The organism is Endozoicomonas sp. G2_1 (genome assembly GCF_017744155.1).
Classification (GTDB): domain Bacteria; phylum Pseudomonadota; class Gammaproteobacteria; order Enterobacterales; family Alteromonadaceae; genus JAGHQT01.
On the sequence record NZ_JAGHQT010000020.1, the window covers coordinates 19,249 to 43,923 of the forward strand.

At 37.4% G+C, this 24,675-nt stretch carries 30 protein-coding genes; all 30 read right to left on the reverse strand.

All coding sequences use genetic code 11. The features are described 5' to 3' along the window. Positions 1 to 41: 41 nt before the first annotated feature. Positions 42 to 542 carry an effector binding domain-containing protein gene (locus J7384_RS16670; protein ID WP_348523886.1) on the reverse strand — a complete coding sequence of 167 codons (501 nt, stop codon included), beginning with the start codon at positions 540 to 542 and terminating at the stop codon, positions 42 to 44. 60 nt (positions 543 to 602) lie between these two features. Then, complete coding sequence (locus J7384_RS16675) at positions 603 to 1,040, reverse strand: nuclear transport factor 2 family protein (RefSeq protein ID WP_209115672.1); 438 nt, start codon at positions 1,038 to 1,040, stop codon at positions 603 to 605. A gap of 144 nt (positions 1,041 to 1,184) precedes the next feature. Continuing rightward, positions 1,185 to 2,120: an acyl-CoA thioester hydrolase/BAAT C-terminal domain-containing protein gene (locus J7384_RS16680; protein WP_209115673.1), complete on the reverse strand. Its 936-nt coding sequence runs from the start codon at positions 2,118 to 2,120 to the stop codon at positions 1,185 to 1,187. Positions 2,121 to 2,261: 141 nt separating this feature from the next. Next, the gene (locus J7384_RS16685; protein WP_209115674.1) at positions 2,262 to 2,789 is read right to left on the reverse strand and encodes an AAA family ATPase; all 528 of its coding nucleotides are present in this window, start codon (positions 2,787 to 2,789) and stop codon (positions 2,262 to 2,264) included. Positions 2,790 to 2,907: 118 nt separating this feature from the next. Then, entirely contained in the window at positions 2,908 to 3,330 is a 423-nt protein-coding gene (locus J7384_RS16690; RefSeq protein WP_209115675.1) for a DUF2059 domain-containing protein, read from the reverse strand. Positions 3,331 to 3,448: 118 nt separating this feature from the next. After that, positions 3,449 to 3,889 carry a hypothetical protein gene (locus tag J7384_RS16695; protein ID WP_209115676.1) on the reverse strand — a complete coding sequence of 147 codons (441 nt, stop codon included), beginning with the start codon at positions 3,887 to 3,889 and terminating at the stop codon, positions 3,449 to 3,451. 458 nt (positions 3,890 to 4,347) lie between these two features. Continuing rightward, the gene (locus J7384_RS16700) at positions 4,348 to 4,782 is read right to left on the reverse strand and encodes a hypothetical protein (RefSeq protein ID WP_209115677.1); all 435 of its coding nucleotides are present in this window, start codon (positions 4,780 to 4,782) and stop codon (positions 4,348 to 4,350) included. A gap of 596 nt (positions 4,783 to 5,378) precedes the next feature. Next, the gene (locus J7384_RS16705; protein WP_209115678.1) at positions 5,379 to 6,089 is read right to left on the reverse strand and encodes a hypothetical protein; all 711 of its coding nucleotides are present in this window, start codon (positions 6,087 to 6,089) and stop codon (positions 5,379 to 5,381) included. A 117-nt stretch (positions 6,090 to 6,206) separates the two neighbouring features. Continuing rightward, complete coding sequence (locus J7384_RS16710; protein ID WP_209115679.1) at positions 6,207 to 6,446, reverse strand: hypothetical protein; 240 nt, start codon at positions 6,444 to 6,446, stop codon at positions 6,207 to 6,209. 82 nt (positions 6,447 to 6,528) lie between these two features. Continuing rightward, positions 6,529 to 7,050 (reverse strand): hypothetical protein, encoded by a 522-nt coding sequence (locus tag J7384_RS16715; RefSeq protein WP_209115680.1) that lies wholly within the window; start codon positions 7,048 to 7,050, stop codon positions 6,529 to 6,531. A 397-nt stretch (positions 7,051 to 7,447) separates the two neighbouring features. After that, the gene (locus J7384_RS16720; RefSeq protein WP_209115681.1) at positions 7,448 to 7,630 is read right to left on the reverse strand and encodes a hypothetical protein; all 183 of its coding nucleotides are present in this window, start codon (positions 7,628 to 7,630) and stop codon (positions 7,448 to 7,450) included. A 116-nt stretch (positions 7,631 to 7,746) separates the two neighbouring features. Next, positions 7,747 to 8,367, reverse strand: coding sequence for a LysE family translocator (locus tag J7384_RS16725; RefSeq protein ID WP_209115682.1), 621 nt, complete (start codon positions 8,365 to 8,367; stop codon positions 7,747 to 7,749). A 132-nt stretch (positions 8,368 to 8,499) separates the two neighbouring features. Beyond that, the gene (locus J7384_RS16730) at positions 8,500 to 8,745 is read right to left on the reverse strand and encodes a hypothetical protein (RefSeq protein WP_209115683.1); all 246 of its coding nucleotides are present in this window, start codon (positions 8,743 to 8,745) and stop codon (positions 8,500 to 8,502) included. 116 nt (positions 8,746 to 8,861) lie between these two features. Further along, entirely contained in the window at positions 8,862 to 9,209 is a 348-nt protein-coding gene (locus J7384_RS16735) for a RidA family protein (protein WP_209115684.1), read from the reverse strand. 399 nt (positions 9,210 to 9,608) lie between these two features. Continuing rightward, the gene (locus tag J7384_RS16740; protein WP_209115685.1) at positions 9,609 to 9,938 is read right to left on the reverse strand and encodes a hypothetical protein; all 330 of its coding nucleotides are present in this window, start codon (positions 9,936 to 9,938) and stop codon (positions 9,609 to 9,611) included. Between the two features lie 190 nt (positions 9,939 to 10,128). Continuing rightward, positions 10,129 to 11,079, reverse strand: a complete 951-nt coding sequence (locus tag J7384_RS16745) for a hypothetical protein (RefSeq protein ID WP_209115686.1) — start codon at positions 11,077 to 11,079, stop codon at positions 10,129 to 10,131. Positions 11,080 to 11,784: 705 nt separating this feature from the next. Further along, complete coding sequence (locus J7384_RS16750) at positions 11,785 to 12,534, reverse strand: class I SAM-dependent methyltransferase (protein WP_209115687.1); 750 nt, start codon at positions 12,532 to 12,534, stop codon at positions 11,785 to 11,787. A gap of 113 nt (positions 12,535 to 12,647) precedes the next feature. Next, entirely contained in the window at positions 12,648 to 13,085 is a 438-nt protein-coding gene (locus tag J7384_RS16755) for a hypothetical protein (protein ID WP_209115688.1), read from the reverse strand. 43 nt (positions 13,086 to 13,128) lie between these two features. Further along, positions 13,129 to 13,563, reverse strand: a complete 435-nt coding sequence (locus J7384_RS16760) for a hypothetical protein (protein ID WP_209115689.1) — start codon at positions 13,561 to 13,563, stop codon at positions 13,129 to 13,131. Between the two features lie 701 nt (positions 13,564 to 14,264). Next, positions 14,265 to 14,582, reverse strand: coding sequence for a hypothetical protein (locus J7384_RS16765; protein WP_209115690.1), 318 nt, complete (start codon positions 14,580 to 14,582; stop codon positions 14,265 to 14,267). An 8-nt stretch (positions 14,583 to 14,590) separates the two neighbouring features. Then, positions 14,591 to 14,875, reverse strand: coding sequence for a hypothetical protein (locus J7384_RS16770; RefSeq protein WP_209115691.1), 285 nt, complete (start codon positions 14,873 to 14,875; stop codon positions 14,591 to 14,593). A 27-nt stretch (positions 14,876 to 14,902) separates the two neighbouring features. Next, the gene (locus J7384_RS16775) at positions 14,903 to 15,199 is read right to left on the reverse strand and encodes a HigA family addiction module antitoxin (RefSeq protein WP_209115692.1); all 297 of its coding nucleotides are present in this window, start codon (positions 15,197 to 15,199) and stop codon (positions 14,903 to 14,905) included. A 238-nt stretch (positions 15,200 to 15,437) separates the two neighbouring features. Continuing rightward, positions 15,438 to 15,761, reverse strand: a complete 324-nt coding sequence (locus J7384_RS16780; RefSeq protein ID WP_209115693.1) for a hypothetical protein — start codon at positions 15,759 to 15,761, stop codon at positions 15,438 to 15,440. After that, complete coding sequence (locus J7384_RS16785) at positions 15,761 to 16,804, reverse strand: polymorphic toxin-type HINT domain-containing protein (RefSeq protein ID WP_209115694.1); 1,044 nt, start codon at positions 16,802 to 16,804, stop codon at positions 15,761 to 15,763. The genes J7384_RS16780 and J7384_RS16785 overlap by 1 nt, the downstream gene beginning before the upstream one ends. Before the next feature lie 57 nt (positions 16,805 to 16,861). After that, complete coding sequence (locus J7384_RS16790; protein ID WP_209115695.1) at positions 16,862 to 18,577, reverse strand: hypothetical protein; 1,716 nt, start codon at positions 18,575 to 18,577, stop codon at positions 16,862 to 16,864. Between the two features lie 30 nt (positions 18,578 to 18,607). After that, positions 18,608 to 19,897 (reverse strand): hypothetical protein, encoded by a 1,290-nt coding sequence (locus tag J7384_RS16795; RefSeq protein WP_209115696.1) that lies wholly within the window; start codon positions 19,895 to 19,897, stop codon positions 18,608 to 18,610. A gap of 87 nt (positions 19,898 to 19,984) precedes the next feature. Continuing rightward, entirely contained in the window at positions 19,985 to 20,938 is a 954-nt protein-coding gene (locus J7384_RS16800; protein ID WP_209115697.1) for a tyrosine-type recombinase/integrase, read from the reverse strand. Then, positions 20,919 to 21,398 (reverse strand): hypothetical protein, encoded by a 480-nt coding sequence (locus J7384_RS16805; RefSeq protein WP_209115698.1) that lies wholly within the window; start codon positions 21,396 to 21,398, stop codon positions 20,919 to 20,921. The genes J7384_RS16800 and J7384_RS16805 overlap by 20 nt, the downstream gene beginning before the upstream one ends. After that, positions 21,395 to 22,138: an IS21-like element helper ATPase IstB gene (istB, locus tag J7384_RS16810; RefSeq protein WP_209115699.1), complete on the reverse strand. Its 744-nt coding sequence runs from the start codon at positions 22,136 to 22,138 to the stop codon at positions 21,395 to 21,397. The genes J7384_RS16805 and istB overlap by 4 nt, the downstream gene beginning before the upstream one ends. Before the next feature lies 1 nt (position 22,139). Continuing rightward, on the reverse strand, positions 22,140 to 23,678 hold the full coding sequence (locus J7384_RS16815; protein ID WP_209115700.1) for a DDE-type integrase/transposase/recombinase: 1,539 nt from the start codon (positions 23,676 to 23,678) through the stop codon (positions 22,140 to 22,142). Positions 23,679 to 24,675: the final 997 nt, after the last annotated feature.

Consider the following 24,675-nt stretch of genomic DNA (forward strand, 5'->3'; position numbering starts at 1 on the left):
CCAAACGTCAATACCAGCGCTTACAATAGCTTGTTACATGACTATTTTACGGCAATGTGAACTTCAATTTGATGTTCACTAGGATAATATTCGAAGTCTGTAGTATACAGTCGTTCGTGCTCAGGGTTACTGTTAGAAAAGTACTGCCAAACTTCTGTCCATGCGTCTATGGCAATTTGTGGCATGTCCCCGCGATGAGTGAATACTATGTATTTACCTCTAGGGATAGCAATTTGCTCTATTTTCTTTTCTGGTGGTACCGCACGGCCATCAAAGCCTGCGAGCACATCAAATTTTCCGTTATGGTCTGACTCATAGTTGAAATAGACGCCAAAAACTCTCTCACCACCTTGGTAATTGACCTCAATATTCTCATCAAACATTTTCCACAGAGTGGGAATTCGTCCTTTGTCAGGATTCATTTCAGTTTCATTATCTGTCCGTATAGAGAACCCTTTGATGATCTTTTCACTAACATTTCTTATTTCCATATCGCCAATCTCCAAGTGATATAATACTTTACAAGAAGCTGATAAATACATAGCTACACCAAGTACTAAAACAGCTATTTACACCCTTTTGCACAGCTTTTTATCCACCATTCATTCATGGTATTTTCTTATTACCACAATTTTGCCGTTTTCTATTTCCAATACTTCCATCATTCGATGAGTGTATTCAATTGGCTGATTATTTTGTGGGTGAATACCCTTGGCGTAATTTTTATACCTAATAGCAATTGCTGAATGATTGAATACAAATACATCCAATAGTTCTGCGTTGTAGTCTGTATGGGACCCAAGATAAAACATCATCCCTTTTTTCATTTCCGCTTTGCCATCAGGTAAGCGTGAATCATCTGTTACCCAGGGTAAATGTGAGTGGCCAACATCATCAGACAGCAACCTCAAGTGATTTTCAATGTCTTGTTCCGAAGCCCCCGGGGCTTGAGTAGCGACCATTGTGTCGAAATACTTTTGTGCAAGTTCTTTAAGGTCTGTTTTTGTGTCTTCAGCAGATATAGCAGCTGAAACAAGCATTGATAACGCCAGTAACAGGTATTTTTTTCATTATAAACTCCGTTTTCAATTAATTTACATAGTGCACTAATACATGACAAATCAGGCTCGCTAAACTAATAAATGAAAAGAAGCGAATCTTCAGTATTGCAACTTTATCAATTCTTAGACCGTGTTCTGATGATAAGCGCCACATCTGGGCAAGAAATTTTCATTCAAAAATTCAATCACTTCTGTCTGGTAGTCATTTTGAGGTTGAGAATGATTTCCGCCAGGCACCACTATATGTTTAAAGGGGTAACTAAAGCCGTTATCTTTTAATCTTAATATTACTTTCTCTGACATTTCTGTCGATGGCCACACCTGATCCTTCTCACCAGAAATTAATAGGATAGGGCCATTAATATCTTCCACTTTTATAAGAGCTCTTTGGACAGCGTCAGTATTCGTTAAAGCAATTTCCGAAGCACCTCGAAAATCCCCCATTAAAAGTGATGGTAACATCTCATATGTGAAAGGCACAAAAGGAAGCTCTTGGTCATTGAACATAAATGACGAAGTTTTCCCGTCTGCGTATAAAGATGGACTAGCAAACACAGTATGACCTCCAGACAATGACACAACTCCATTGATTTTTGGGTATTTTGATGCCAACACAAGTGCTAATTCAGCTCCTTTTGAGCCCCCTATCGCCGCTACGCAGTTTGAGTTTATATTTGAGTCATTCAACGCTAAAGTGATTTCTTCGTAAATCGCATTCAATGAAATTCTATCTAACTCTTTTGGTGTGTCTTCCATACCAAAATAGCCAACAGCTAATACAGCATACCCTTGATCAATATACTGTTGCCGTTCTGCGACGTTACTGGGCTTTGTTAGGCTGTTTCCGCCCTCACTCCCGCCAAAGTAAACAAGTAAAGGCTGTGCTTTACCATCACTTAAAAATAGCTCTGAATTTACTTTGCCATAGTTTAAAGGAAGCTTTGTAGAGTCAAACATCAATGGGATTATAAAGATAAAATACACCAGTACACTTAAGATAATTAGCATTACAAAACCAAAGAATTTGCTAATACCTACAACTACCTTGCTTCCCTTCATTTAAATCTCCCAACTTCCATGATATCTGTATAAACACAATACTATTAAACACTTAAAACTACTTAGCACCTCGCTAAGTAGTAAACAATACCGCACGCGATAAGGCAAGCCAACCTATTTTTTGTGCGTTTAAATAACTGGTTAAGACATGTGTTCAAGGATTAAACGCGCAGATTGTTCCGCACATAAAAGGTCAGTATTGACTGAAATAGTATTTTTATTTGAAATTGCTCCAAAGTCATTCTCGAATAAAACCTTATCTAACTCTATCGGACATTGAAGCTTTTTAGACCCAATACGAGAGTTACCTTTTACTCTATCGGACAAAACTGCTGCTGAAACATTAAGGTAGATAGGGAGCATTTCACCGCCATAACTTGAAACTATCGACTCCCAGTGATCAACAATATCCATATCTATAGCTTCATCAAAACAAAAAGTTACAATTAACCCTTCTATTTTGTTTTGGCATGCTTTCTCTATCGCCAACGTGCGAAGGTTATCGACAAAGTCATAAAAATCACCCTCGCCAAACTTCGAATAGACTTCAATGGCTACATCTACAGTAAGGTGATTATGGAGAATGTTGTACCCTAGTTCTCTTTTTAAATGAGTCGCCAAGGTTAACTTTCCCGATGCTGGCGGGCCGTGCAGAACAATTAATTTCATAAAAAGATCTAACGCCTTACTAACGGGCGCATACTTCACGTTGTTAAAATCAGGAGCGCTACGAGGGAAACTGAGCTTTATTTTTACCGTAAAAGCGCTCGTTAGCTTTTTATCATACCTATTTTTTTATGTGCTTAAATTCTTTATCCAAGCTTCTAGCCCACGCTCTTGAAACACTAAATACTTTTTTTTGAATTGAAGAGTACTGAGTAAGAAATTTTTTACCGGCTTCTGTGCGATAAAATCTCAATATTTCAATAGCTTCTTCTTCGGTAAAGTTATCTTGATAAATAGGCAGCAGTTGCCTATTCAAACTATCCGCATCCATTTTACTTTCGATAGTGTGCCAAAACTCTTCGCTTTGATTGGGGTACATAGCTTTTAACTGAGGTAACAGGGCTTTGATAGCATCAATGGACTTTTGTGCCCCACCCTCGATTTCTATCAATTGTATGGCAGTATTGTCTGACAACTCCTCGGCACTACCAAAAGAAGACGTGACTAATAAGATAGTAGCTATCGAGTACTTTATATAATTCATAATTGGTTCCGTGACTAAAAACATACTTAAGGCCACTAAAGTGGCGAATGGTTAATCTAACTAAAATTAAGAGCGCAAGGATGGCTACAACGCTTTGTTTGTCTCTTTGAAGCAATAGCTATATTGCACTATTAACAATACGTGCCGCAATACACTCCGTGCCACCGAATGATCTATGCGACCATTTAGCGTGATTATACAAATGGTTGCCAGATTTTGAAACAAGATGAATCCCCTGAATTATTACAGCGTGAAAGCCTGTTTTATCAACTTTTATTTGTGACCTATTAACATTAGGAAGCTCATCACAAACAAATACAATATATGCCCCTACTTCTCTAAATAACCACATAGCAGACGTTTGTTGCCGTATGCTCATACGAGCTTGTTCAATTTGAGTTTTAAAGTCTATACTGCTGTCAAAATCTATTACTATCAAAACGTATCTAGCTAAACCATTTGTTTTAACCAAACACAATTTTAAGTAGTGATTTATAGGAGTACTATCAGGATAAATTTCTGGATAAAATGACTTTTCAATATTTCTAACGATGTTCATCTTGCTCTCCTGTGCAATATATCGCCCAATGTTAAAGCAGACAAATGCTAGGCTACTATTTGGCTCCCGTTGACAAAAGCCATGTTTTTTATTTGACTTGCGCTATTTGAGGGTGAAATATTTCTGTAACGCATCCAAAATTGCCTTGTCAAAAATACTTTTCCCGACATGTGCATTTACCGCTGTAGCTTTTGTAAGTTTTAACCGTTCACTTGGGATCATAGATATCGCGTAATCGCTACCAGTTAATAGTTTGGCGGCATCAAGAAAGTCATTTATGTTTACCAGTTCGTTTACATAGTTACGAGAACCGAAAATAACCGGCAATAATACTGTTTTAACCTGAATGCTTATACCTGACTAAAGCCCTTGTAAGGAGCCATAGTTTGCTAAAAGCTAAGCCAAAGCAGAACCGAGCACGCGGCTGGCTATCCTGTTTTAATGGACATGTCAAACGACTATAATTCTTTAATCTTTAAATGTACTATTGAATGACTTCCCTTATTGAAAAAAGTATTTCCATCACGTTCGCCTTCTTCACAAGTTATTTCGTAATTTTTAGCGGCTTCTAGTCTAAAGTATGCCGATGGGCTCGCTTGGTACCATTGGTTTTTACAAAAAACATGGAAATAATACGTGCCCGGTGGAAGAGATATATCATTTATGTATGTACTACCAATTCGCCTTTTCGTTAACTCATTATTATCTAAATCATATATATATAAAATCCAAGCACTGTAATCTGCTGTATAGATAAACAACTCTCCAGAATCACTAAAAACACGAGACAAACTCTTTTTGTCTAATTCGTCAGGGTTATAAACTTGAGGAGTTGCGCACCCAGTAAGAATAATTAAGAGCGCAATTGTTAACTGTTTCAGTAAGATTTTCATCTTTATCGTCCAACCCCTCATAAGGGAAAATAATTAATTGAGTGAAAACTAACAGCGCAACAACAGAGGTTTACGTTTATTCGTCGCCTTAAAACGTCTTTTGGCATGAAGGCTAATTAACACTTAGTTGTGGTAGCCCAAACTCAATTTCCAAGTCTGAGAACCGCTCTTTAGTGTATGGGCCGAAAACGAACTCATTATGTTCTGCAAATTTGTGATCGTTAACTTTATCTATATAGAAGTATGAGCACGATTGTTCTGGGCAGGCATATACTGAAATATACTTATCGTTAGATGATATATATTTGGGCTCGAGTACACGACTAATATAAGCGCCTTCGCCTAATGAGTAGCCTAACGTTTTTGTTCCATCTATATAATAAACCTCATAAGGAAGTTCTTGCCAGGTAGGAGAACAAGCGACTATTAGTAATAGCATTGAAAATACTCTTAAAACTTCCCTCACGTGCTCTCTCCAAAATTAAGAGCTAATATATTGTTAGCAAAAACAAAGCGCGCCATGGCTGGCACTAACCATTATGTATCCAATAAAAGCGCCTGATGTTTTATCTTAGCTAACAACCTCGCAACTATTGCTAGCTATTGATTAACTGAGGGTTTGCTTTATGCAGTGCACTAATTTGTTCATCTGGCCACCACTCGGCTATATCAACACGTTTCAGGTAAGGTAAGTTATGCAATGGCTCAAGACTTTTATCAAATACTCTTGTATTTACAAGAGTAAGACGTTCTAAGTTAGTTAAGCTCTGAATTGGAGATAGTGTATCTAATTTTTGAGTTGTCCACATACTGCCGTTTAAGCCAAGTACCCTGAGTTTTTTTAATTGAGAAAGCGCTCCAATATCTGAAATATTCTTTATATTTTCAAATTCTAACCACTTTAGATTAGTCAATTGTTCAACTCCACTCAAAGTTTCTAATTGGGTAGAGCTACCTAAATTAAAGTAAACTAAATTACATAATTTTCTGAAGTCGATATGTTTTATACTAGAGTGCTTTATTGAAAGTCCCTTCAAATTAGGCATACTACAAATTGCATCAAAAAGGGTTTGGTTAACTTTTGGCGCTACCCATAACATTTCCACACTTTCTAAGGTTGGTAATATTTTGCTCCATCCATCCCTTACTTTTTTTTCTTGATATGCACTTAAACCTAATTTAGTGGAGGGGCCACTTAAGATAAGCCGGTCATCATCAAAATCGTCTTTGATGTAAAACTGCTCTTCAGGTTTATCTAAAATCCATTCATAACCCAAATAATTAGCTTCATTCCAATTGATTGACAAGTACTTAGTCTCCTAAAAACATAGCGCCCTTTATATGCGATGATAAACTTTTGACTGAATTGTGTTATTAACAAGCAAAAAAGAGCCAAACTTTAGCCGTTCTGGTGTAACAGCTAGTTAGACAAATTCCTTAGCCACCTTCACCATATTATTAACAAATAAATTTTGCTCATCTGTTTTACAAAGAAGAGCTAATTGATTCAAGTGTATTAAGCTGTCGCACCAACTAATTGATAAATCAATATCCAGAGACAAATTGGTTAGTATAGGTTTATTAAACTTTACATTGAAAGGATGACAAATGGGAAATATTAACGCAAATCGATCAAGGCTTTGAGCTTGAAAAGAAATAGACATGCTACCTCCATCTCTTAATATTTCAGTGTCTATGATTAACGTTGCTAGCATCTGGCCTTACTCAATTAACGTCTCACCTCAGTCATTTGTTGGCTTTCGAGTAATATTCATTAAAAACTCGTTTACCGTTTCGGCTGTAAAAAAAGTAATAGAAAGATGACGGAGCCAACAAGAAATAAAACAATGCAGACCACCAAACTAATGGACTATTATTTGGAATAATAAAAATACGAACTAATATAGAAGCTAAAAATAAGCTCGCTATTACTATTAAGCTATTCCTAGCCCAACGATCATTCCAAATATGGGTGAGCAATTTTATATTATTAATAGTTACTACTACTGCCATCCCTAAAAGAATGACTAAAGATTCATGCCTGCCGTTTACGGCGTAGATTGCCGCAAAAAAAGGAATAAAGAAGTATACAAACAAAGAATTTGAATATTGCTCTTTCGCTTTCTTTTTTTTGAAACCCTCTGGGTTTATGTGTTTTTCAATATCTTCTGATCCAGCATTAGCCGGGCAACCGCAAAACTGACACTGATCAAAATTGGGTTCATTGCCTGTCTGGCAGGCTTGACATGTCCATCTATACCCTGACATTTTGCTCCACCCTCAAAAAGAAGCTATCACTTGCTTAACTGGTAGGTAATTAGCTTATCAAAAATTAAGTGCGCTACAACATGAACTGACTTTTACTTGTTCCGTTACAGCGCGTGTTACAAAGCACGTTATCCCTTGTTATACCGCTTGTTTTTTAGAGTTATGGCTATTAATAGAAGAAACTTTCATAGCCCAAAGGGCTTAACCTCTTAGTTTGATTTCAGTCAACTACCGCTCTATCGTCAATTATTATCCTTTTGTATGAAGCCGACAGCTCAACGTAAGGAGTCAACAAGCTGTAAATTTCCTCATTCGTTGACCATTAAAACTTAATTTCCAATGGTTTAAGATTAATTTCTTACCTGTAAAATAACGGTGTTGGCAGTACCATTTATACCTATGCCATTTTATACAAAAAATATAAAAAGCCAGCAAAACCCAAAATACCAATGATAACAATTAAGGTAAGTGTTTTTGATTTTTGCATAGAACTCAACAGCGCAATCTCTGGCTGCATACGAACAAGATCGATTTTGTCAGAGGATTCTTTAAATTCAGGGTTATTGCGCTTGTGTTCCATCGAAACTATCCATATCTATTTACTGTGAACGTCTTACTACAGGGCGAAAATGCTCGGCTACAATTATGAGCTAATCTAATCAAGCCAAGCATTTTGGGACCGATGTAGTCTTCCTGTTAGCCCTGTTTCTGCAAGGTCGTTGTAACAGCCTCGGCTCCTATTAACATGGAGCCGCTGACCTTATTAAAAATTTTTTGAGACTTTAATGATTTAATGTTACTTCGAAGATAACTAGAAAAAACTGAGTAGAAGGTGGCACTGAGCACAGACACTACTAAAAACGAAAAACCCATTATTAACATTTGCGGTAATGCATCTTTACTTGTATTTATGAACAATGGAAAGAAAGCAATAAAGAAAACTATCCCTTTTGGATTTAATGCAGTAACAATTAGCGCCTCTCTAAATACTTTACTGCCTCTATTCTCTTTTTTGCTAGGATCTTCCAAATTAGGCACAGTACGCCAAGCTTTAAAGCCTAGATACACCAAGTATCCTGAAGCAATCCATTTGAAAACACTAAATAGCGCCGAAGATGTTGCCAATAAAGCCCCTAAGCCAGCAAAAGATATGCTCATTGCGATGATATCACCGGAAAGAACCCCGGTTACCACAGGAATTACTGATTTTTTTCCGTGGTTTAAGGATTGTCCCATAACAAGGAAAACAGTTGGTCCAGGGATAAAACACAACATCATTGATGCTAAGACAAAGGAAACCCACACTTCGATACTCATAACTGCTCCTTGATTGCTAACGCCTTAATAATTTTCCAAAATCGTCAACTAACATTGGCGAAACACGAGTGCAGACAACCGTTATGTGTACGACTTTATTGGCTTGTTGGGTAAACTGAGCACTATTATCTACTATCTACCTTTCATAGCAGAGGTAACAATTTCATCGATAACACAATCAAGCTGTTCTTCAGTTAACTCCATCTCTTTAGAAACTATATCGTAATATCTGGAGCCAACACCTTTGTAATGCTCACGCATTTTCTTTGAGTCAATCGCCTTTGCTTCTTCAAGCGCACAAAAAGAACGATTAAAACCATGCTGTATTGCTGTACGCACAATATCCTTAATTTGCTTCTTTAGCTCGTCACCATTCATGTCAACTATTCACCTGCGCCTCAGATAGGAGGCTGATAATGTTTGGCTAAAAACTCAAGCGAAGCGGACTAAACCAAGCTTTACCAGTCCCTCTTTATTGGCTTGCTAGCGGCATTTTAGCGCACCGCTGTAACAGTTATTTCAATTAACACATCACCTTCGAGGTCTACACCTAAGCAAGCACGTTGAGGCCAATTTTGAGGGTTATTACCAAACCAATCACACCAAACTGAGTCCATTGATTGTTTAGAGTTCATATCCGCGATGTAAACTTGAGCGGATACAATTTTAGTTTTGTCACTACCAAGCTCGACTAGATTCTCTTGAATTGTCTCCAGAGTCAATTGAGTCTGGCCCTTTATGTCCAAAGACGTATCTGATGATGTGGCTACTGTCCAAACTAGATCTTTATACGCGGAAGATTTATTTCGCCCTTCGTAAATACCTCTTTTTCTCTCAATCATCGATTCAACCTTGTCCTGCTAACGCTTTACTATACTGAAAAGAACCTTGTGGCGACGATACCCGACAAAGCAAGGCTAGCCAACAGTTTTTTGTCCTTCAAAGCAATTTGTGATGGCTCGTCCTGCTTTACTACTTACATTAGTGCTCCGCAAACTCAATCCACTTTGAATTTTTACGAATATAAAGCTGTTTAGTAATCAAGTGATCTCCATTGTCCCATACTTGATTAATTATTTTGTTTAGTTCCTCGATTGTCGAATCTACATTGGAATATCCAAATATAATCATGTCTCTGGCAGGAGCTTACAATATTTGGCTGAAATGTGCGGCGAAGAAAAACCGAGCGAGAATTTAGTCGTATCTCTTTAACAACTTATTGTGTGTTATTGGAGCTAAGCCTAAGCACTGTCTTTATAAACATCACTAAGAGACAAATCACATGATTGGCAATTATTGCCGCCAACATCTAGGGCAATAGGCCAATTACTACCAAAAGGCTTGTTGCACCTTGGGCATACAACGTGCGCGGTTTTAGTTATAGAATAGAGTTGAACTATTATCAAGACTAGCACCAAAAGGCCACACAAAGGCTTTAAATTTGGCAGCAATAGCGCCACGATTAGAAGCGGAATAGAAATGATACTGAGCACAAACCTATTATTCTGATTTTTCTTACGACAAGCCAAAATATAATTTAGTTTTTGACGTTCTTCGTCACTTAATTCCACAAGTAAACCTTTCTGTACTTTATACCCAACAATAAACACAAACACATAACGTTTGTAAAAGTAGCGGCTAGTGTTTGGCTATAATCAACAGTGAAGAAATACGAGCCAAGCGTTAGTCCTACCTAGAATGCTCTTATTCGCTCTCTATGCTAAAACCAATACTAAAATACGTTATTTTGTCTTTTATTAACTACTCAAAAAAATAAGAGTGCCTATAAGGTGAACAATCATAAATATCACCATAATCTGAAATTTCTTCCAAAGTATCAATCGCGTCGATATCTTTAGCCTTTTTGGCTTTTTCAAGCCAATGCTTACCCATAATATCGGCACCCGAACAGAAATAAAATGAACCTAGCCACGCCATAGCTTTTGAGTAACCATACTTAGCAGACAGCTTGTAATAATACAAAGACCCCTTGCCCTTAATGGCTCTCGCCAATTTATAGCTTGCTTCTCCGCTTTCAAATTTATTGATAGCCAAAACATATAATTTTTTCCCTTGTGGGATATTTCGTTTCAATTTATTGAAGTCTATCTCTACTAGAGTTGTTGGCGAATAAAGGTGCAGACCACTAATATAACCATCTGCTATTTGAATCAGCTCTTTTTCCGTAAGCTCATCAAAAAATTTCAAACTCTCAGCTGATAAAGGATTAAAAAGAAAAACCCTTTTATTTACCTCTTTTCTGAGTTTATCTATTTTTTCATAATTGCCCTCTTCAAGTGCTAACAAATATTTTTTCATTCTATCTATTTGCTGTTGATCAAGGTGTCCCTTCATCAACAAATCATGCAATGCTGCAATCATTGCTGGCAAATAACCATTTTCAGCAGATCTAGCAATCCAAAATTCTGATTTGGATGCAATTTGACTATCAAAATTACCTTTTAACTTTTCGCTAATAGGCTCTTTGTACGCTAGCCCAAATAGGTAAACTCCCAAAATATATTGAGATACTGCATTATTATTTTTAGCGTCATCAATAATGTACTTTGCTTCAATCGATGGAGAGTCATACGTACCAAATTTATGACTAAAGTTACTCTTTAAAACAAGAGACACAAAAGGGTGCTCTCTATCGTATGAGAAACAGTCTGCATCAACAGATCTAATATCACCTTTTGTAATTGTATTCATACAACTACTCTGAGAAAAAACATTAAATGAAAATAAAAACAACATTAAAAATAGATATTTCACAATAAGTTATATTACCTTTATGCTAATAAAAGCTAACGCCCGCGCTTAATGGGCTTGTTACAACTCTTTTCTGTTTTGTAGAAGAAAGAAATCATTTGAAACCTCTAAACAGTCCGGGAATTTGTCACGAAATTGTCAAATTGTTTCGAGGTCTTGTTCATAAGGAATTTCAAGTGTATTTGGGGCAATCAACTTTGGCTCTTAAATACTGTTGTACTGACCAACTTGCTCCATTTATTAGTTAAAAAATTAGCCTGTAAGTTCCCCAGAACGAAGATGAGCACCAAGTAGTATCTACATAGGCGACATGAATCTTTATTCCGTTATTTTTTACTAAATCATCTAATGATGAAAATGTTTCCTTGTAAAGTGCTTCATCTTTCCATACTCCTATTTCAGCGTTCCTAGCCGCTTTATATAGTTTGGAAGCCAAGGGCTTGGTTCCTTGAACATTTCTTATAGGTGTATTCGTACACTCGGCAAACAAACTAGTGCTAAAAAACAACAAAGCATATACAGATTAGGTAGTTCACCAAAACCTCCAAGAGCTATTACTCTTTGCTAAAGAGCAGTTTGCAGCGCCAAGTGCAACACCAACTATTAATTGTCGCAGAGAGTTTACAAACTAATTTGAGCAACTTGTTATACGCTCATGCTCAAATCTACACTAACAATTCTATAACCTACATCAATATAAGACTTATTTAATAAGCCAGCATTTCTCTTATTCCATACACCAGTGGTCAGATCATTTTTTAACTTTTCAAGACCTAGTTCCAATTTCGTAATTTTAGAAAATGTAGAAATAGCTGAACGAACATTTTTATGAAGATACGCTTCCGGGCGTTTCCAAAAACACGCTAAAAAACCATCTTCGCAATCATCAGGAATTAATAATGGTTTTACTTCTATGTTTTTAAATGACTTCTTTAACTCATGGATGCTAGGGAAAATTTGACGATCAATTTCATATATTTCAGGAAAGTAGTCTCTGGTTAACCAGAATGGAGCTGAATCAGGGAGCCATGTAATAGCGATAAATCTCGTTGTTGTTACTCGTTTTATTTCATCAAATGCTTGTTGTCTATTTTCCCAGTGATGCATCGAAAGTACTGTCATGGCATGGGAAAAATAATTATCAGGAAAAGGTAGTTTATCGGCCTTAGCTTGTTTTACTGGGTAAGAACATGGGCTTCGTTGATTTATCATCTCAATTGATGGCTCTACAGCGACTAGATTCACACCTTCAGGTTCGTATGATCCTGTACCAGCCCCAATGTTAACAATATTTTTTGCGTTAACTAATTCACTTTTTATTTGAGCTTCTATTTTCGGATCTGTACACCTAGTAACAGTGTATCCAGTTCCAATTTGATCATATATAGCTTCCATTCAACACCTTATCTAAAAAATGCATAGTGCCCTGTTGAGGGCTGATAATGTTTGCTTATACTTCTGAAACGAAACCACGACAAGCTGTTAGTTGTCTCACCTTTAACAGCAAGCTATGTGAGTTTTGACACTAACTCGATTGTAATTTGCTGACTAGTAACGCTTTTACTAAACCAACTAGTTTCATTTTTAACGTCAATATTTATTGAGAGATTGCCTTTGCCCATTTTATCAAGAACATTGCTAGCCATTTTACGCAAAGTAACCCAATCAGGGTGAGTCTCTAACTCACTCCAAAATGATTCATAAACATCGTTACTTCTGGCTTCGAAAAATGCATCAATTTCAGAAATGGTTTGCGCATCATCAGCTGATAAAAGGCCAGTTTCAATAAGCTGAGTTTTATACTCGTTGAAATGAAACGCTAAATCAATTGCCATCTCTTCTTCGGCATTACCAATACCATGAGCTTCTAATTGAACTGTTGGCTCAGAAGAAATAATAATTAAGAGCTTTAGTAATTCTTCGTAATGATATTTGATGTAATCCATACTATCGATACACGTAACGGTGGCTTAATGGGCAAATTGCTTGTTATGTTTTTGGACATTCTTTGGTGTCAACTTTGATTTCTGTGATTTGTTTTTGGTTTGCATCAAAGTAACTATAAGAAACGATAATTTCCATATTTCTGAAAGTTTGCATACATTCAATGGTACAAACTGAGTTTGTTATAGTTGGCTTCATATTACCCAAAAAAGCCGGTATATCTATATTTTCTTTTTCGTAATTTGGTAACTTATAGTTGTAGATAAATTCATTGCGCATCCCGACAGTGGAGAACAAAACATTATCAGCATCAATATTCATTGGTAAGTTTGCATTTAGCTCACTCGCAGCTTGCATAAGAAGTTTAGTTTTATCTTCGGTCGATTGAGTAAACAGATCACTTACCGCCCATTTACCAATTATTGCGCCACCAATTGCAGTGACAACAGTAAGTGCTTTCGTCCATGTAACCTGTCTCATTTTTTATTCCAAGTGATGATAAAAACACTACGCCCCAAGAAGGAGCTGCTAAATATTTAGCTAAATTGTGTAACGAAGCGGAATCGAGTAAGCTTTCGTAGTCCCATCTAAAGCAACTTGTGAGGTTTACTTACCAATTAGCCACGTCAAATTTACCTTTTATGATAATACCTCGCGACTGCAATAACTCAATAACCTTTTTGAATAGTCATTTAGTTTCTCTAGATTGAAATGCGCCATACAAATTAAGCGCTGTCAATTCGTCAATAGCATCAATTTCAAAATATCAATTTACTTGATATGTAATGGCTCAATACAATTAAATTGACGTTCTAATTCAAAGGCGAGAATTGAAATCGATTTACAAAGTGACACTTTACACCTAATCCCCTCATAAGGGGCAAACAATTAGCTTAGTTAAAATTAGGAGCCCATCGACGAGAGATTTTTTTTGTTAAAACGCATGTTATATGCATTTACAACTTAGTTGGAAGTTTTATAGATTTATTTGCAAATTCCACTCACTTTCGGCATCAATTACAAAACTACTCAGCACCTGTTTCGATCTATTTCAGCGACCATTCCGATAAAATCAGCGAAAGAATGGCGAGGATAGTATTATCCATCCATTCGTCGGCAATGACCCCTATCAGATGCTTAATACCCTGCGTTAACAAGAGTATTTTGCAGAAACGTTGGAATTAATTGTGACCTTTTTCAGGCCATAAATACTGTTTGTCTGTAGGTAACATCGATTTCTCAAGAAAGAATCGATATGAGAGGATTTCGTTCGTTTTACGTGAATGAACAGGGACAGTCATCGTCTGATTTTCACTATCCCATTCAAAGTTTTGCCAACACAGTTTGGTACCATGACGCGATTTTCTTTCAACTGCTTTATACTCTGACAACTGCTTTTTAAATGTTAGCCAAAAAGCCAAAGATAAATCGTTGCGCCTCGCGGCTTTTAGGTAAGATGATAGCTTTAGTTTATTTCGTTTAGTCAGCAGTTTTTTCATAGGGTAACTCATTTATCTAGGCAATCAGGACTACCATATTCTCTTCCAACTGGACCACCAAGAGCACCATGAAGTTTTCTTTTCTTGCACCAAGCAATGGCAAGTTTATCAAACTCTTGGGCATCAATCGCTAACGTAATTTTTTGATAATTATTCTCTTTACACACCGAGTATTCTTCAGGGTTTTCAACTTGAATAATGACGGGGTTATGGTTATCTCGTTCAAGGGTTACTTCTTGATAGCCACCAACATCAGAGGTTTCAGTGACATAAAACCATTCTTTTGTACTCATCTGATTTCCTCATATATTGTATGATTACTAAGCACGTCCCATACGCCAAAAGGCTAAGTCAACACCAAGGTCTTCTGTAATATTTTCAGCCTCCCAAATATCTCTTATAGACTGCATGTTAAGCCATATATCGATACTCGTCCCAGTTGCTAGCGCGAGCCGACGTGCCATTATTACACTGCACCTAGACTGGCCATTAGCAAAGACCGTGAGGGTATCTTCATCAATTCCTAGGTGTCTAGAGGCATCAGCAAGCGAAATATGATGCTTGTCGAGTACTTCACGTTTAAAGAATACACCCGGGTGAGTCGGCTTTCTTGTCATGTTAACTGGGGCATTTTAGTCTCTAGGGAATTCAATCAACTTTGATAGTATAGACTTGTTTAACACGATAATTCGTCACAATTTAACGAAGATTTATTAGGATGTGCTGTTCGCCGGACGGTTACGCAACCACAGTAACCATTACTGCCAATAATACAGTTTAACATTGGGATTTAGAAGCAGCCAAAAACAAAGCCCCGCTAGTGCGAGGCTTTGGATTCAATACTTAAAATTAGAACTAAGGCACGAACACATCTAATTTTGGATTGTCGCCAAATAAGCTCACGATCTTATTAAGATTAGATTTATTATCAGAATAATCCCGGATGTACATATAATCTGCATTACTGGATTCATTGACAATATCAATAATCAAATCAGCCTTTCTAAAGGTGTTTACGTCTGTTTCACCTTTAACTAACTCAGGGAATTCTGCCAAAAGTGCATTCACTATCTGAATATCCATAGGTGTTTTTGAATTAAATTCCCAACCGTATTCGCCAAGTTTTTTTTCTGTCTCTTTCGGTAGGACGAACACAGCCTTGTATGACTTAGCTATCACTAATTGCCCCCTTTGTAAACTTCTACTGGTATCTTATCAATCTTCGCTTTTATTGCTGCTTGAACCCTATGATGTCCATTCTCTATCTCTAGCTTTCCTGTGGGGCCGACCACCACAGAAACTGGACCATCATCACCTTTTCCTTCAACAAAGCCATCTTTTTTCATACTCTTAGTTAATCTTTTAACATTTGATCCCGACATTTCAGATTTTGTTTGAGTAGGCACAAGATTCTTGGGGTTTACCATTTGACGGTCTCCACCACAATTATGCACTAGAATATTTTGTTGAGTTACATAATATGTATGGAAATCAGCAACAGTAAAGTTATAAGCCGTATCTTTCCGCTCCAAGCTTCTCAACGAAACAATTACCAAAGGCACTCCTTCGTTATCAACTAACTTATCACCAAGCTGTAAATCAACGGTGTCTCTCCAGCCTTTCCCTAATACGTAAAATGGATGACTTTCCGTAGCTTCAATGGTCTGCGTCACACCTTCTAAAGTTCTAACGCTAATTTCATAAATGTCTTTGTCGTATACAGTCCAAGTATGCGTAACAGCTTTCCATTCAGATTTACCTGTTTGGACATTTTTAGCCCAAACTAATTCACCGACGCTAATATCTTCAATTGGTTTATGTCCCTCCTTAGTTAGCACCTGAGTACCAGCAACAAAGCAACTTAACGGACACGGACTTTTGCTCAGCGCTTTCTTAGCAGCAGCTTTAGCACCAGCTTTAACAACTCCTTTAATAGCTCCAGCAACACCTGTCAGATCTGAAGCTGTATCTATTGTTGAGACAATATTACCTCCAACTTCACCTTGAATCTGGATAGCTTGCTCGCCTGACAAGCGATCTAGCTGAACTGTATCCATTCCAATCATGCCTGTTGGGTCGATGTATTTATATGGATTATTATTAACGTAGGCATATCGATTAAAACCGTGAACCAATTTTCCTACCGAGGCATGTCCCAAGGCATCAACTGGATCATTCGAGTAGAAACGACCGATAACTGGATCATAGTATCTTGCCTGCATATAAATTAGTACGAACTACGATCCAATCGATTACCGCATGTGTGCCTATAGCTTCTTTTAGTTCATTTTTAATTGATCATTCAAAACTTTTCCTAAATTTGCTACTTCTCCGCCTAATCTCATTGCTAACCTAGCCAGTTTTAAATAGTTTTTCCTTTCGTTTTCTTGAGTTTCATTTAGCTGTTTTATAGTTTTTAACGCCCTAGGATCATTCAAATTAATTCTGAAAATTAGTTTTAAAAATAAATCCACCGACAATGAGTGGATAATGCGGAAAAAGTTTAAGATCAGGTACGGAGGATCTAATGTTAGATGATACAAAGCATCCTCTATTTCATCTAAGTATTGCTGCACTATTTCAATACTAATTTTTTCATCGTGATCGGCTAATGATGCCAGAGCAAATACAGTTTCAGGCCACCTTTTTTCTTTATCAAATAATTTTAATGGTTTTCCATTGTTAAAATATTCAATAGCCACTTCAGGTGCAAAACCAATGAAAATAGGCTGTAGCCCCCCTTCAATATTATCTCTGTTGGAAGAAATCCAAGACCTAGCTGGTTCTTTGTTACTTTCAATACCAAAAAACCTTATCAAGTGTTGAAGTTCATTCGATTGTTTTTTCCAATCAGAGTAAATAGAGCTATTGAATTTATTTTGATCAAGTTTTGATACTAAATCGGGTATAAAGCTCTCATCTATTTCATTAATTATGGAGAGAGAGCGAGCTAAGTTTTCAAGATCGCGTGAGACCAAGTTATTCATTTTTTTAGCCATCAACTCAGGCGATAAATTCGAAATTATATCTTTGGCTACTTTAAGTTGTTGAGCTGTAGGGTTCTTACCTCCTCTTAAAAAATGAGGACCAAAGCCTAAACAGCGCCAAAATACACCATCAAAAGCATTGATAGCGTTTATTGGATCAGCTTCAAAACACTTAGTAATAAATGGTATTGAATCAGTCACATACTTATATTCGTGATTTTCTTTACCTGAATTATCTAGTAGAAAAACACTTTCAATTAATTTATCTACTGAGTATAGGTATTCGGGATTAGCTATCTTTATTGAATTTACAACTCGTCTCCACTCAAAATTCGCAGCAAAGCCTTCAACCCACTTGGGACGGAAATAAGTTAATCTATTTACCAACTCACCAAAGCTATAAAAATCACTTACTGACATTTTATTTGCTAGCCGAATAAGCTTTTCACTATTTATTTTTTCAAATAGGTCCTGAACTAGTTCTGAAGATAAATCTGACTCGGCCCCTCGACATAAATTGATAAGATGATTAGCAATATTTTTGCTAAATATGGCTGTATTGCCGAAACCTGAAGAGAACCACTGCAATAGATACTCTTCATCTAAGTTCAGTTCTTCGTTTGAAATTCCAAAAAAGCGGATAAGATAGTAATAACAACCTATTGCCCATTCACTTTGTTTCCATTCTTGTTTGCATCTGTACTTCAAAGGCTCTAGCATCGACAACCATAACGTTTTATTTTCGAATCTAGTTGCATCTGTTAAATCAATTGATTGGAGAAGCCAATAAACACCTTCTAAAGTTACTTTATTATCTAGTATTATTTTCAATACTATTTCTACCGAAGTAGGCCACGCTTGGTAGTTTTTACTACTGAAACATTCACCAATTAATCTATCTGCATAACTTAAGTGTTTTGTTCTCAAAATTTCATCAGATATCGTGACTATGCCAATAGAATCTAGCCTTGAAAGTGCTATGGCGACCTCTTCAGAACTTAGCCCCATTTCTTTTACTGAAATTATTAAGTTACTTCTCTAAAGCCCTGCATCACAACTACTTATTTGTCTAGCAGCAATAATTGACAGTATTAAATTTGCATGAGGTATCTGTTTGATTCTTGTAAACTCTTTTCGAGCTGTTTTCCAACCGCCACGTAAAACCCAAAAAAATTCCCAAGGTGAACTTTGTTCAGAACATTGTTTAAGCCTGTTCTCTAGAGCCGTCCCCATGTAACTATCGTTAACATCTTCATCAAATCTTTGAACAATGGGTAATACTTCTTTTCTTCTCTCTATAAGAGCATTCTGAATTTCTTCGTTAGCTAGTGAGGGAGAAATTAATGCGGGAGAAGGAATATGAAAATCAATAAATGTACTAGTAAATATTATTTTTAATGTTGAACAAGCTCTTTCTGACAAGCGTTCAATAAACTCTTGCGGGTATTGTTGTGCGTCATCAATAACTAAAACTTTATTGCAGTCATTAACTAACGATCTTAATAATTCAGCAGGCTCAGAACTATAATCAGGTCTACAAACAATAAAGCCCTCGTCATAAAACTTTTTAGCTGCTTGCCAAGCCGTAATAGACTTTCCACAACCTTGTTTACCTGTAATCCAATATAAATGAGATCTATCTAACTCTACTTTTATCTCAGTACAGATAGAAAGTTCAGGACAATGAACCACGTCAGATGGGCCAAGCCTTCTCCCTGCTATTGCGTTTTCTAGCCCCCTCTGCTGCTCAAAATCAACTTGCTCCCACATAAAGTTTGTGTCACTAGAAACAGAACTACACCAATCTTTTAAAAGATTTACAAATTCACGCCTAGATAAACTAATTCCATGACTCGCAATGGTCGATAATTTAGTAACCAAAGCATTAGCTATCGCCTCTCTATGCAAAAATGATTGTGCATATATATTATTTTTTTCTAGAAAAACGGCTAGTAAATGACAAGCTTCTCTCAACAATCCATTAATATCCATATTCTTAGGGCAAGGAATTAAAACATCATTGTAGCTGCCCATTTTCGTCACACTTTGGGAGCAGGGTCCAACTAGAAGTAGTATGTGCGCATCAGCTTGAGATTGCTCTTTTAACTCAGTTGCCCACTTTGTAGCATTGGCTTTTGAAATTTGATTAATTGACGATTTAACTTGGCTGACTTTAGTACCTTTTTCTCCTTGCCAAGCAACATCTACCTTATCCGATATATGATCAGCCTCTATTGTTACTGTAGTCCAATCAATATCGTGAAGCGATTCCAACAGCGCAATTATTGACTGAATTAAATATCCTCTATTTCCGTCTTTACCGCTCAAACATTATTCCTTTGTTTTTTTAATTGAATTCTAAAGTAATAGACTATTCTCATCGATTTAAACTTTGTAATCAATTGATTGCGGAATTTAGAAAAGGCCACTACCACTCTCAGCAGATGGGTGAGTCGCTTCATAAACTTCTGACAACTTCTTACGGCTAACATGCGTATAGAGTTGTGTTGTGAGGATGCTGGCATGGCCTAGCATTTCTTGAATGTGGCGGAGATCAGCGCCATTATCGAGCATCGTTGTCGCTGTGCTGTGGCGATATAGGTGGCACGCGCCAGTTCGGTCAAACCCGGCCAATTTCACATACTGTGATGCCATATCAGACAATTTACCCGGCACATAGCGTTTGCCATTATTAGCCAAAAACAATGCCTTTTCTGAACCAATAAATGCAAACATTGGTCTAATCTTACCAATGTAAAAAGCTAGCCATTCACACCCCCGCTGACTAATGGGGACTAAGCGCTCTTTTTTACCCTTACCGTGAACTCGAACTAACTTACTATTGAAATCAATATCATCCAAATTAAGCCTAGCTAATTCACCTCGTCTAATACCCGTAACAAAAAAGGTCTCTAGAATAGAACGGTCACGCAAGCCTTTAATCCCAAAAAGTAGTGGTTGTTCTAAAATGGTTTCTATTTCTTCTGTCGTATAAAGCGCCTTAGGTATCTGCTCGCCTTTGGATGGGAGTTCGATGTTTTCAAGTGTATTTGTCGGTAGCAGCTTTTTGATGTGCATGTACTTAACGAATGTTTTAACAAACGTAAGTAGGTTTCGTTTTTGTGCTGGACAAAGAGGCTCATTATCCAAGGGCTTACGATAAGCGTTTAAATAAGCTGCATATTCGTCCATCAAATCCAAATCAATTTGGTCAATACGGGTAACATTGCGGTCTATACACCAAAGAAAGAACTTCTTAAGACCGCCTCGTTTACCACGAACGGTGTCAGAGCTTTGCCCTTTAGCGAGACAAAGCTCAAAATAGTACTTGGCACATCGCCAAATACGTTTAGTGGTAGGCTTGTCCATGCACTAACTCTTTGGCAAAAGACATTCCAGCGTCCACAAATCCTTTAGATTCGGGGCGACACCAATACACAACAGGTTTGTCACCAGAACGAACACGACCAATTCGATAGCCAACCGCAGATATTACCGTTCCATCATCATTGTAGGTCGGAAATACAACGCAGCCACGAAATAGTTCATGTCCAGTAGCTTTAATTAAGCCTACTCGTTGCAGGCTTCCTCGTATTGCTGCTCCTTCAGCTGTTTTTGCGCGAGGGATATTTCGCCCCATGGTACGGTCACAGAAGCCTATCATAGTGTTTTCTCGCAGAGCATCATCTATAGCACAGCAACTCTCAACAAGCCCCTGTGCCACTTCACTTTTTTGAAATCGATTACGATAATAGTCAAAGGCTTGCCGAATATGCAATTCATCAAGATTTATTCGATCAAGTAAATCAACGTAGCGGTTATTGTTCACAGTTCACCTCCTTCAGTCGTACTTAGTAACTTGCGAATTGACTCTCCACTTAGCTCAATTTTATGACTTTTATGGACAATACGATCGAGCACTGAATCCGCAATCGTTTCATTACCGAATGTTTCGTGCCATGCCTTGATTGGATATTGCGATGTAATTAGCAATGAGCCTTTTTCCTCACGATATTCAATAAGCTCGAACAATAGGTGCCGCTCATTTCTATCCATTAGGGCATTACCCCAGTCATCAAGGATAAGTAAATCAGGTCGGCCAAGTCGCTTTATCAGCTTCATCAATTCACCTTCTTTATCGGCGGCAAGCAACGCTAATAGTAAGTGAGACAAACGATAAAAAAGTACACTACGCTCATGAGCAATCGCCTCTTGGGCAAAACGACAGGCTAGTGACGTTTTACCTGTGCCAGTTGCCCCTAGAACAATGAGGTTTTGTTTATTTTCGAGCCACTGGCAAGTTGTTAATTGGTTAACTTGATTAACTTTAAGCGATGGATATAGCTCATATTCAATGTCTGCGATATAGTCATTCGTATAACGTAACTTAGCTTGTGTCACTAAACGCTTTATCTTACGTGCTTTGTTTTTAGCAATTTGTGCCGTTAACAGTTCCGTTAAAAGCGTTTCATTGGACATGGCTTCAATGTTGCCTTGCTCAAGCAAAGGAATAAAACCATCGAGTTTTAGTGTTTTACACTGAGCGATAAGTGATGTTAATTCAGTCATTTTACATCTCCCCATAATAATCTTGACCACGCAAATTCTGGTGCTTAGTGCTAGCTATATACTCATTGGGCTCACAGGTTTTGGCTCTGAGGATAAGTTCGATTTCTGTTGGAGTTACCATGTCAAAGTTAATGGCATATTCACATGCACTGATAAGCGCTTGGTCACCGTATTTTTGTTGCAGCTTTTGTAAAGCTTGGCACTGTTTGCCAACAGGCCGAGAATGGTTATGGCGGGTTTTGCTATAAAAATGCTCAACCACCTCAACGACTTTGTTATCGAGTGTTTTCGCCCATGAGAGGTAATGAGGTTTAGTTTTATTTTTCTGAGCGCGGTGTCTAGGGTGTAAGTGTTCGTCAATGGAGACCACGTTATTCTTACCCTGCACAATATCGTGTACTACCCGTAATTGGCCTTTGTAATAGATTTTAAGCTGTTCACTGGTCGCTCTCAGTTCAACATAGTCATTGCTATATTGGTGAGGTACTGAGTAACGATTGCCTTCATAGTAAACGAAGTAGTTTTCAGGAACCTTAATGACCGTGCGATATTTAATGATTTCAAAAGGTCGTTTAGGTTTTGGTCTAAGCTGATTGTACTCATCGGCATAAAATAAGCGATTAGCACTCAGACCAGTTTTCTGATGTGGCGTATTGTTGCGTTTTTCCACTTCGGCCTTAAAGTAATCATTGATTTCCGTACGTGAAAAAAACGTCAAATCCGTGTTGGCCGTTGCAATGACACTATGGGTCAGCTCTTTGACCCGATTCTCAGCAAGAAAATTATGCCCTGGCGTGAAGACATCTGACGTATCAATATGAACGTTGGAATATTTCGCAAACTCACGAGCATGATTACTGAGCTCAGCAAGCAACCCTGGCGTTTTAACCATAGCACGTGCATTGTCACAATGAATGACTTCTGCCATACCACCAAAAAAGTCGATTGCCGCAATAATCGCGTTAATCCAGCTTTCAGCCGTCATATCTTTGGTGGCATAAAGAAAGCGTTTAGTCGAATAGCCCAAAGTGGCGACAAAGACATAGTTAGTGACTGTTTTACCATCTTCTTGGTGAGAAACCGTCGAGCCAGCATAATCGATATACATGACCTCGCCCGGTGCAGAGATTTGTAGCATCGACAGGCGCGTACTTTTTACATGCTCAGCAATTAACTGATAAAACCGAGAAGGTTTATAACCTTTATCACCAAACTTTTGTTTGTACTCACAATATTTGACCCAAATCGTTTTTCGATATTTTTTATGTGCCTCAAAACATTCTTTGATGATTTCTTGATATGGCGGCTCGACTTTTAATCGCTTTTTGGCGAAGAACTTAGGATACATCCTGTGCTGAAGCTCGTCATCATCAAGTGTATCAAGCATTTCTGAGGTAATAGCAGCGTCAGTGGCACGCTTACAGGTGTCATCAATAGTCTGCCTTGGCATACCGAGTATTCGACCAATTTCACTATGGCTTAACTGTTGTGGAGCAAAGAGAAGACGAATGGCTTCTCTCGTTTTGTGTACAGCAATCATATGAGTACCTTTATCTCGTCAAATTAAAATAAAGGCGCAGCCGCTTTGCTTGACAAAATAACGTCAAGAATTAATCATTAGCTTGTCGGGTTACACATTCGGCAAGCTTGTCTGACAAGCGGTCTCGTTAGCAGTCCTACCTGCTAACGAGATTTTTATTTCTACGCCATGAAAACACCTCGAATAAACATCGTCATTTACATTTTCCAAAAGAATTTAAATTTTTTTACAGCGTGAATTTGACAGACACAAAAGGAGAGCTAGACTTAAGACTAAATGAATCCTTCGCCAAAAGTTTCATCTACTCGAAAGTCAGACTTACGGTCTGATTTTTTGTTTTTAGCCCTATAAAAACCAAGGGCTTAGCATTAAATCCAATTCATCATTCACACCTAATACATGAACAACGCATTTTTTACGTTGAGTTAAGTTATTCCTTGTGTGTAGTTTAAGATTGAGAAATGATCAAGTTGTGTTAATCGTAGTTTGATCATCAATATGTGCGGAGCTCAATGTTTTAACAACAAAAATGATGTATTAAATCAATTATAATGGATTAATTATTTTAATAAGCTTTTAAAACACCTTGATATTTCTGACTTTCCTTGCAGTTAAATCGATTAACATGACATTTTTTGCGTAATATGACGTTTTTTCATCATCATGACGTTTTTTCATTATCATGATGTTTTTTGCCATGTAGAGCAAAAAGCTTAATGTTAGTTATGTGATAACCATCAAAATATACAGAAGCAACGCTATACGTTATGATGCTCTAGTGTTAATAGATAAAGTAATTTCTGATGAGTGTTACAGAAATCTATATCACTTTACTACTTTTTATCTTGGCGCTTGTTACTGGTTGTATTATTAAAAATGCCAATATCATTGAGCGCTACGCCAACAAATATCTTAAATGATAACTTACTACTCCGTTTTATCTGAATGGTTTCCATCGATATCAAAATCAAGCAACAGCTAAAGTTAAACAGCGCTG

What these genes read in the sequence shown, in the direction of transcription:
- J7384_RS16700 (WP_209115677.1), bottom strand. Translation starts at nt 4,782, where the DNA reads ATGAAAATCTTACTGAAACAGTTAACAATTGCGCTCTTAATTATTCTT.
- J7384_RS16670 (WP_348523886.1), bottom strand. Translation starts at nt 542, where the DNA reads ATGTATTTATCAGCTTCTTGTAAAGTATTATATCACTTGGAGATTGGC.
- J7384_RS16750 (WP_209115687.1), bottom strand. Translation starts at nt 12,534, where the DNA reads ATGGAAGCTATATATGATCAAATTGGAACTGGATACACTGTTACTAGG.
- J7384_RS16745 (WP_209115686.1), bottom strand. Translation starts at nt 11,079, where the DNA reads ATGAATACAATTACAAAAGGTGATATTAGATCTGTTGATGCAGACTGT.
- J7384_RS16785 (WP_209115694.1), bottom strand. Translation starts at nt 16,804, where the DNA reads ATGCAGGCAAGATACTATGATCCAGTTATCGGTCGTTTCTACTCGAAT.
- J7384_RS16755 (WP_209115688.1), bottom strand. Translation starts at nt 13,085, where the DNA reads ATGGATTACATCAAATATCATTACGAAGAATTACTAAAGCTCTTAATT.
- J7384_RS16815 (WP_209115700.1), bottom strand. Translation starts at nt 23,678, where the DNA reads ATGATTGCTGTACACAAAACGAGAGAAGCCATTCGTCTTCTCTTTGCT.
- J7384_RS16725 (WP_209115682.1), bottom strand. Translation starts at nt 8,367, where the DNA reads ATGAGTATCGAAGTGTGGGTTTCCTTTGTCTTAGCATCAATGATGTTG.
- J7384_RS16685 (WP_209115674.1), bottom strand. Translation starts at nt 2,789, where the DNA reads ATGAAATTAATTGTTCTGCACGGCCCGCCAGCATCGGGAAAGTTAACC.
- J7384_RS16730 (WP_209115683.1), bottom strand. Translation starts at nt 8,745, where the DNA reads ATGAATGGTGACGAGCTAAAGAAGCAAATTAAGGATATTGTGCGTACA.
- J7384_RS16770 (WP_209115691.1), bottom strand. Translation starts at nt 14,875, where the DNA reads ATGAGTACAAAAGAATGGTTTTATGTCACTGAAACCTCTGATGTTGGT.
- J7384_RS16800 (WP_209115697.1), bottom strand. Translation starts at nt 20,938, where the DNA reads ATGGACAAGCCTACCACTAAACGTATTTGGCGATGTGCCAAGTACTAT.
- J7384_RS16680 (WP_209115673.1), bottom strand. Translation starts at nt 2,120, where the DNA reads ATGAAGGGAAGCAAGGTAGTTGTAGGTATTAGCAAATTCTTTGGTTTT.
- J7384_RS16690 (WP_209115675.1), bottom strand. Translation starts at nt 3,330, where the DNA reads ATGAATTATATAAAGTACTCGATAGCTACTATCTTATTAGTCACGTCT.
- J7384_RS16775 (WP_209115692.1), bottom strand. Translation starts at nt 15,199, where the DNA reads ATGACAAGAAAGCCGACTCACCCGGGTGTATTCTTTAAACGTGAAGTA.
- J7384_RS16695 (WP_209115676.1), bottom strand. Translation starts at nt 3,889, where the DNA reads ATGAACATCGTTAGAAATATTGAAAAGTCATTTTATCCAGAAATTTAT.
- J7384_RS16715 (WP_209115680.1), bottom strand. Translation starts at nt 7,050, where the DNA reads ATGTCAGGGTATAGATGGACATGTCAAGCCTGCCAGACAGGCAATGAA.
- J7384_RS16760 (WP_209115689.1), bottom strand. Translation starts at nt 13,563, where the DNA reads ATGAGACAGGTTACATGGACGAAAGCACTTACTGTTGTCACTGCAATT.
- J7384_RS16710 (WP_209115679.1), bottom strand. Translation starts at nt 6,446, where the DNA reads ATGTCTATTTCTTTTCAAGCTCAAAGCCTTGATCGATTTGCGTTAATA.
- J7384_RS16720 (WP_209115681.1), bottom strand. Translation starts at nt 7,630, where the DNA reads ATGGAACACAAGCGCAATAACCCTGAATTTAAAGAATCCTCTGACAAA.
- J7384_RS16790 (WP_209115695.1), bottom strand. Translation starts at nt 18,577, where the DNA reads ATGGGGCTAAGTTCTGAAGAGGTCGCCATAGCACTTTCAAGGCTAGAT.
- istB (WP_209115699.1), bottom strand. Translation starts at nt 22,138, where the DNA reads ATGACTGAATTAACATCACTTATCGCTCAGTGTAAAACACTAAAACTC.
- J7384_RS16675 (WP_209115672.1), bottom strand. Translation starts at nt 1,040, where the DNA reads ATGCTTGTTTCAGCTGCTATATCTGCTGAAGACACAAAAACAGACCTT.
- J7384_RS16735 (WP_209115684.1), bottom strand. Translation starts at nt 9,209, where the DNA reads ATGATTGAGAGAAAAAGAGGTATTTACGAAGGGCGAAATAAATCTTCC.
- J7384_RS16765 (WP_209115690.1), bottom strand. Translation starts at nt 14,582, where the DNA reads ATGAAAAAACTGCTGACTAAACGAAATAAACTAAAGCTATCATCTTAC.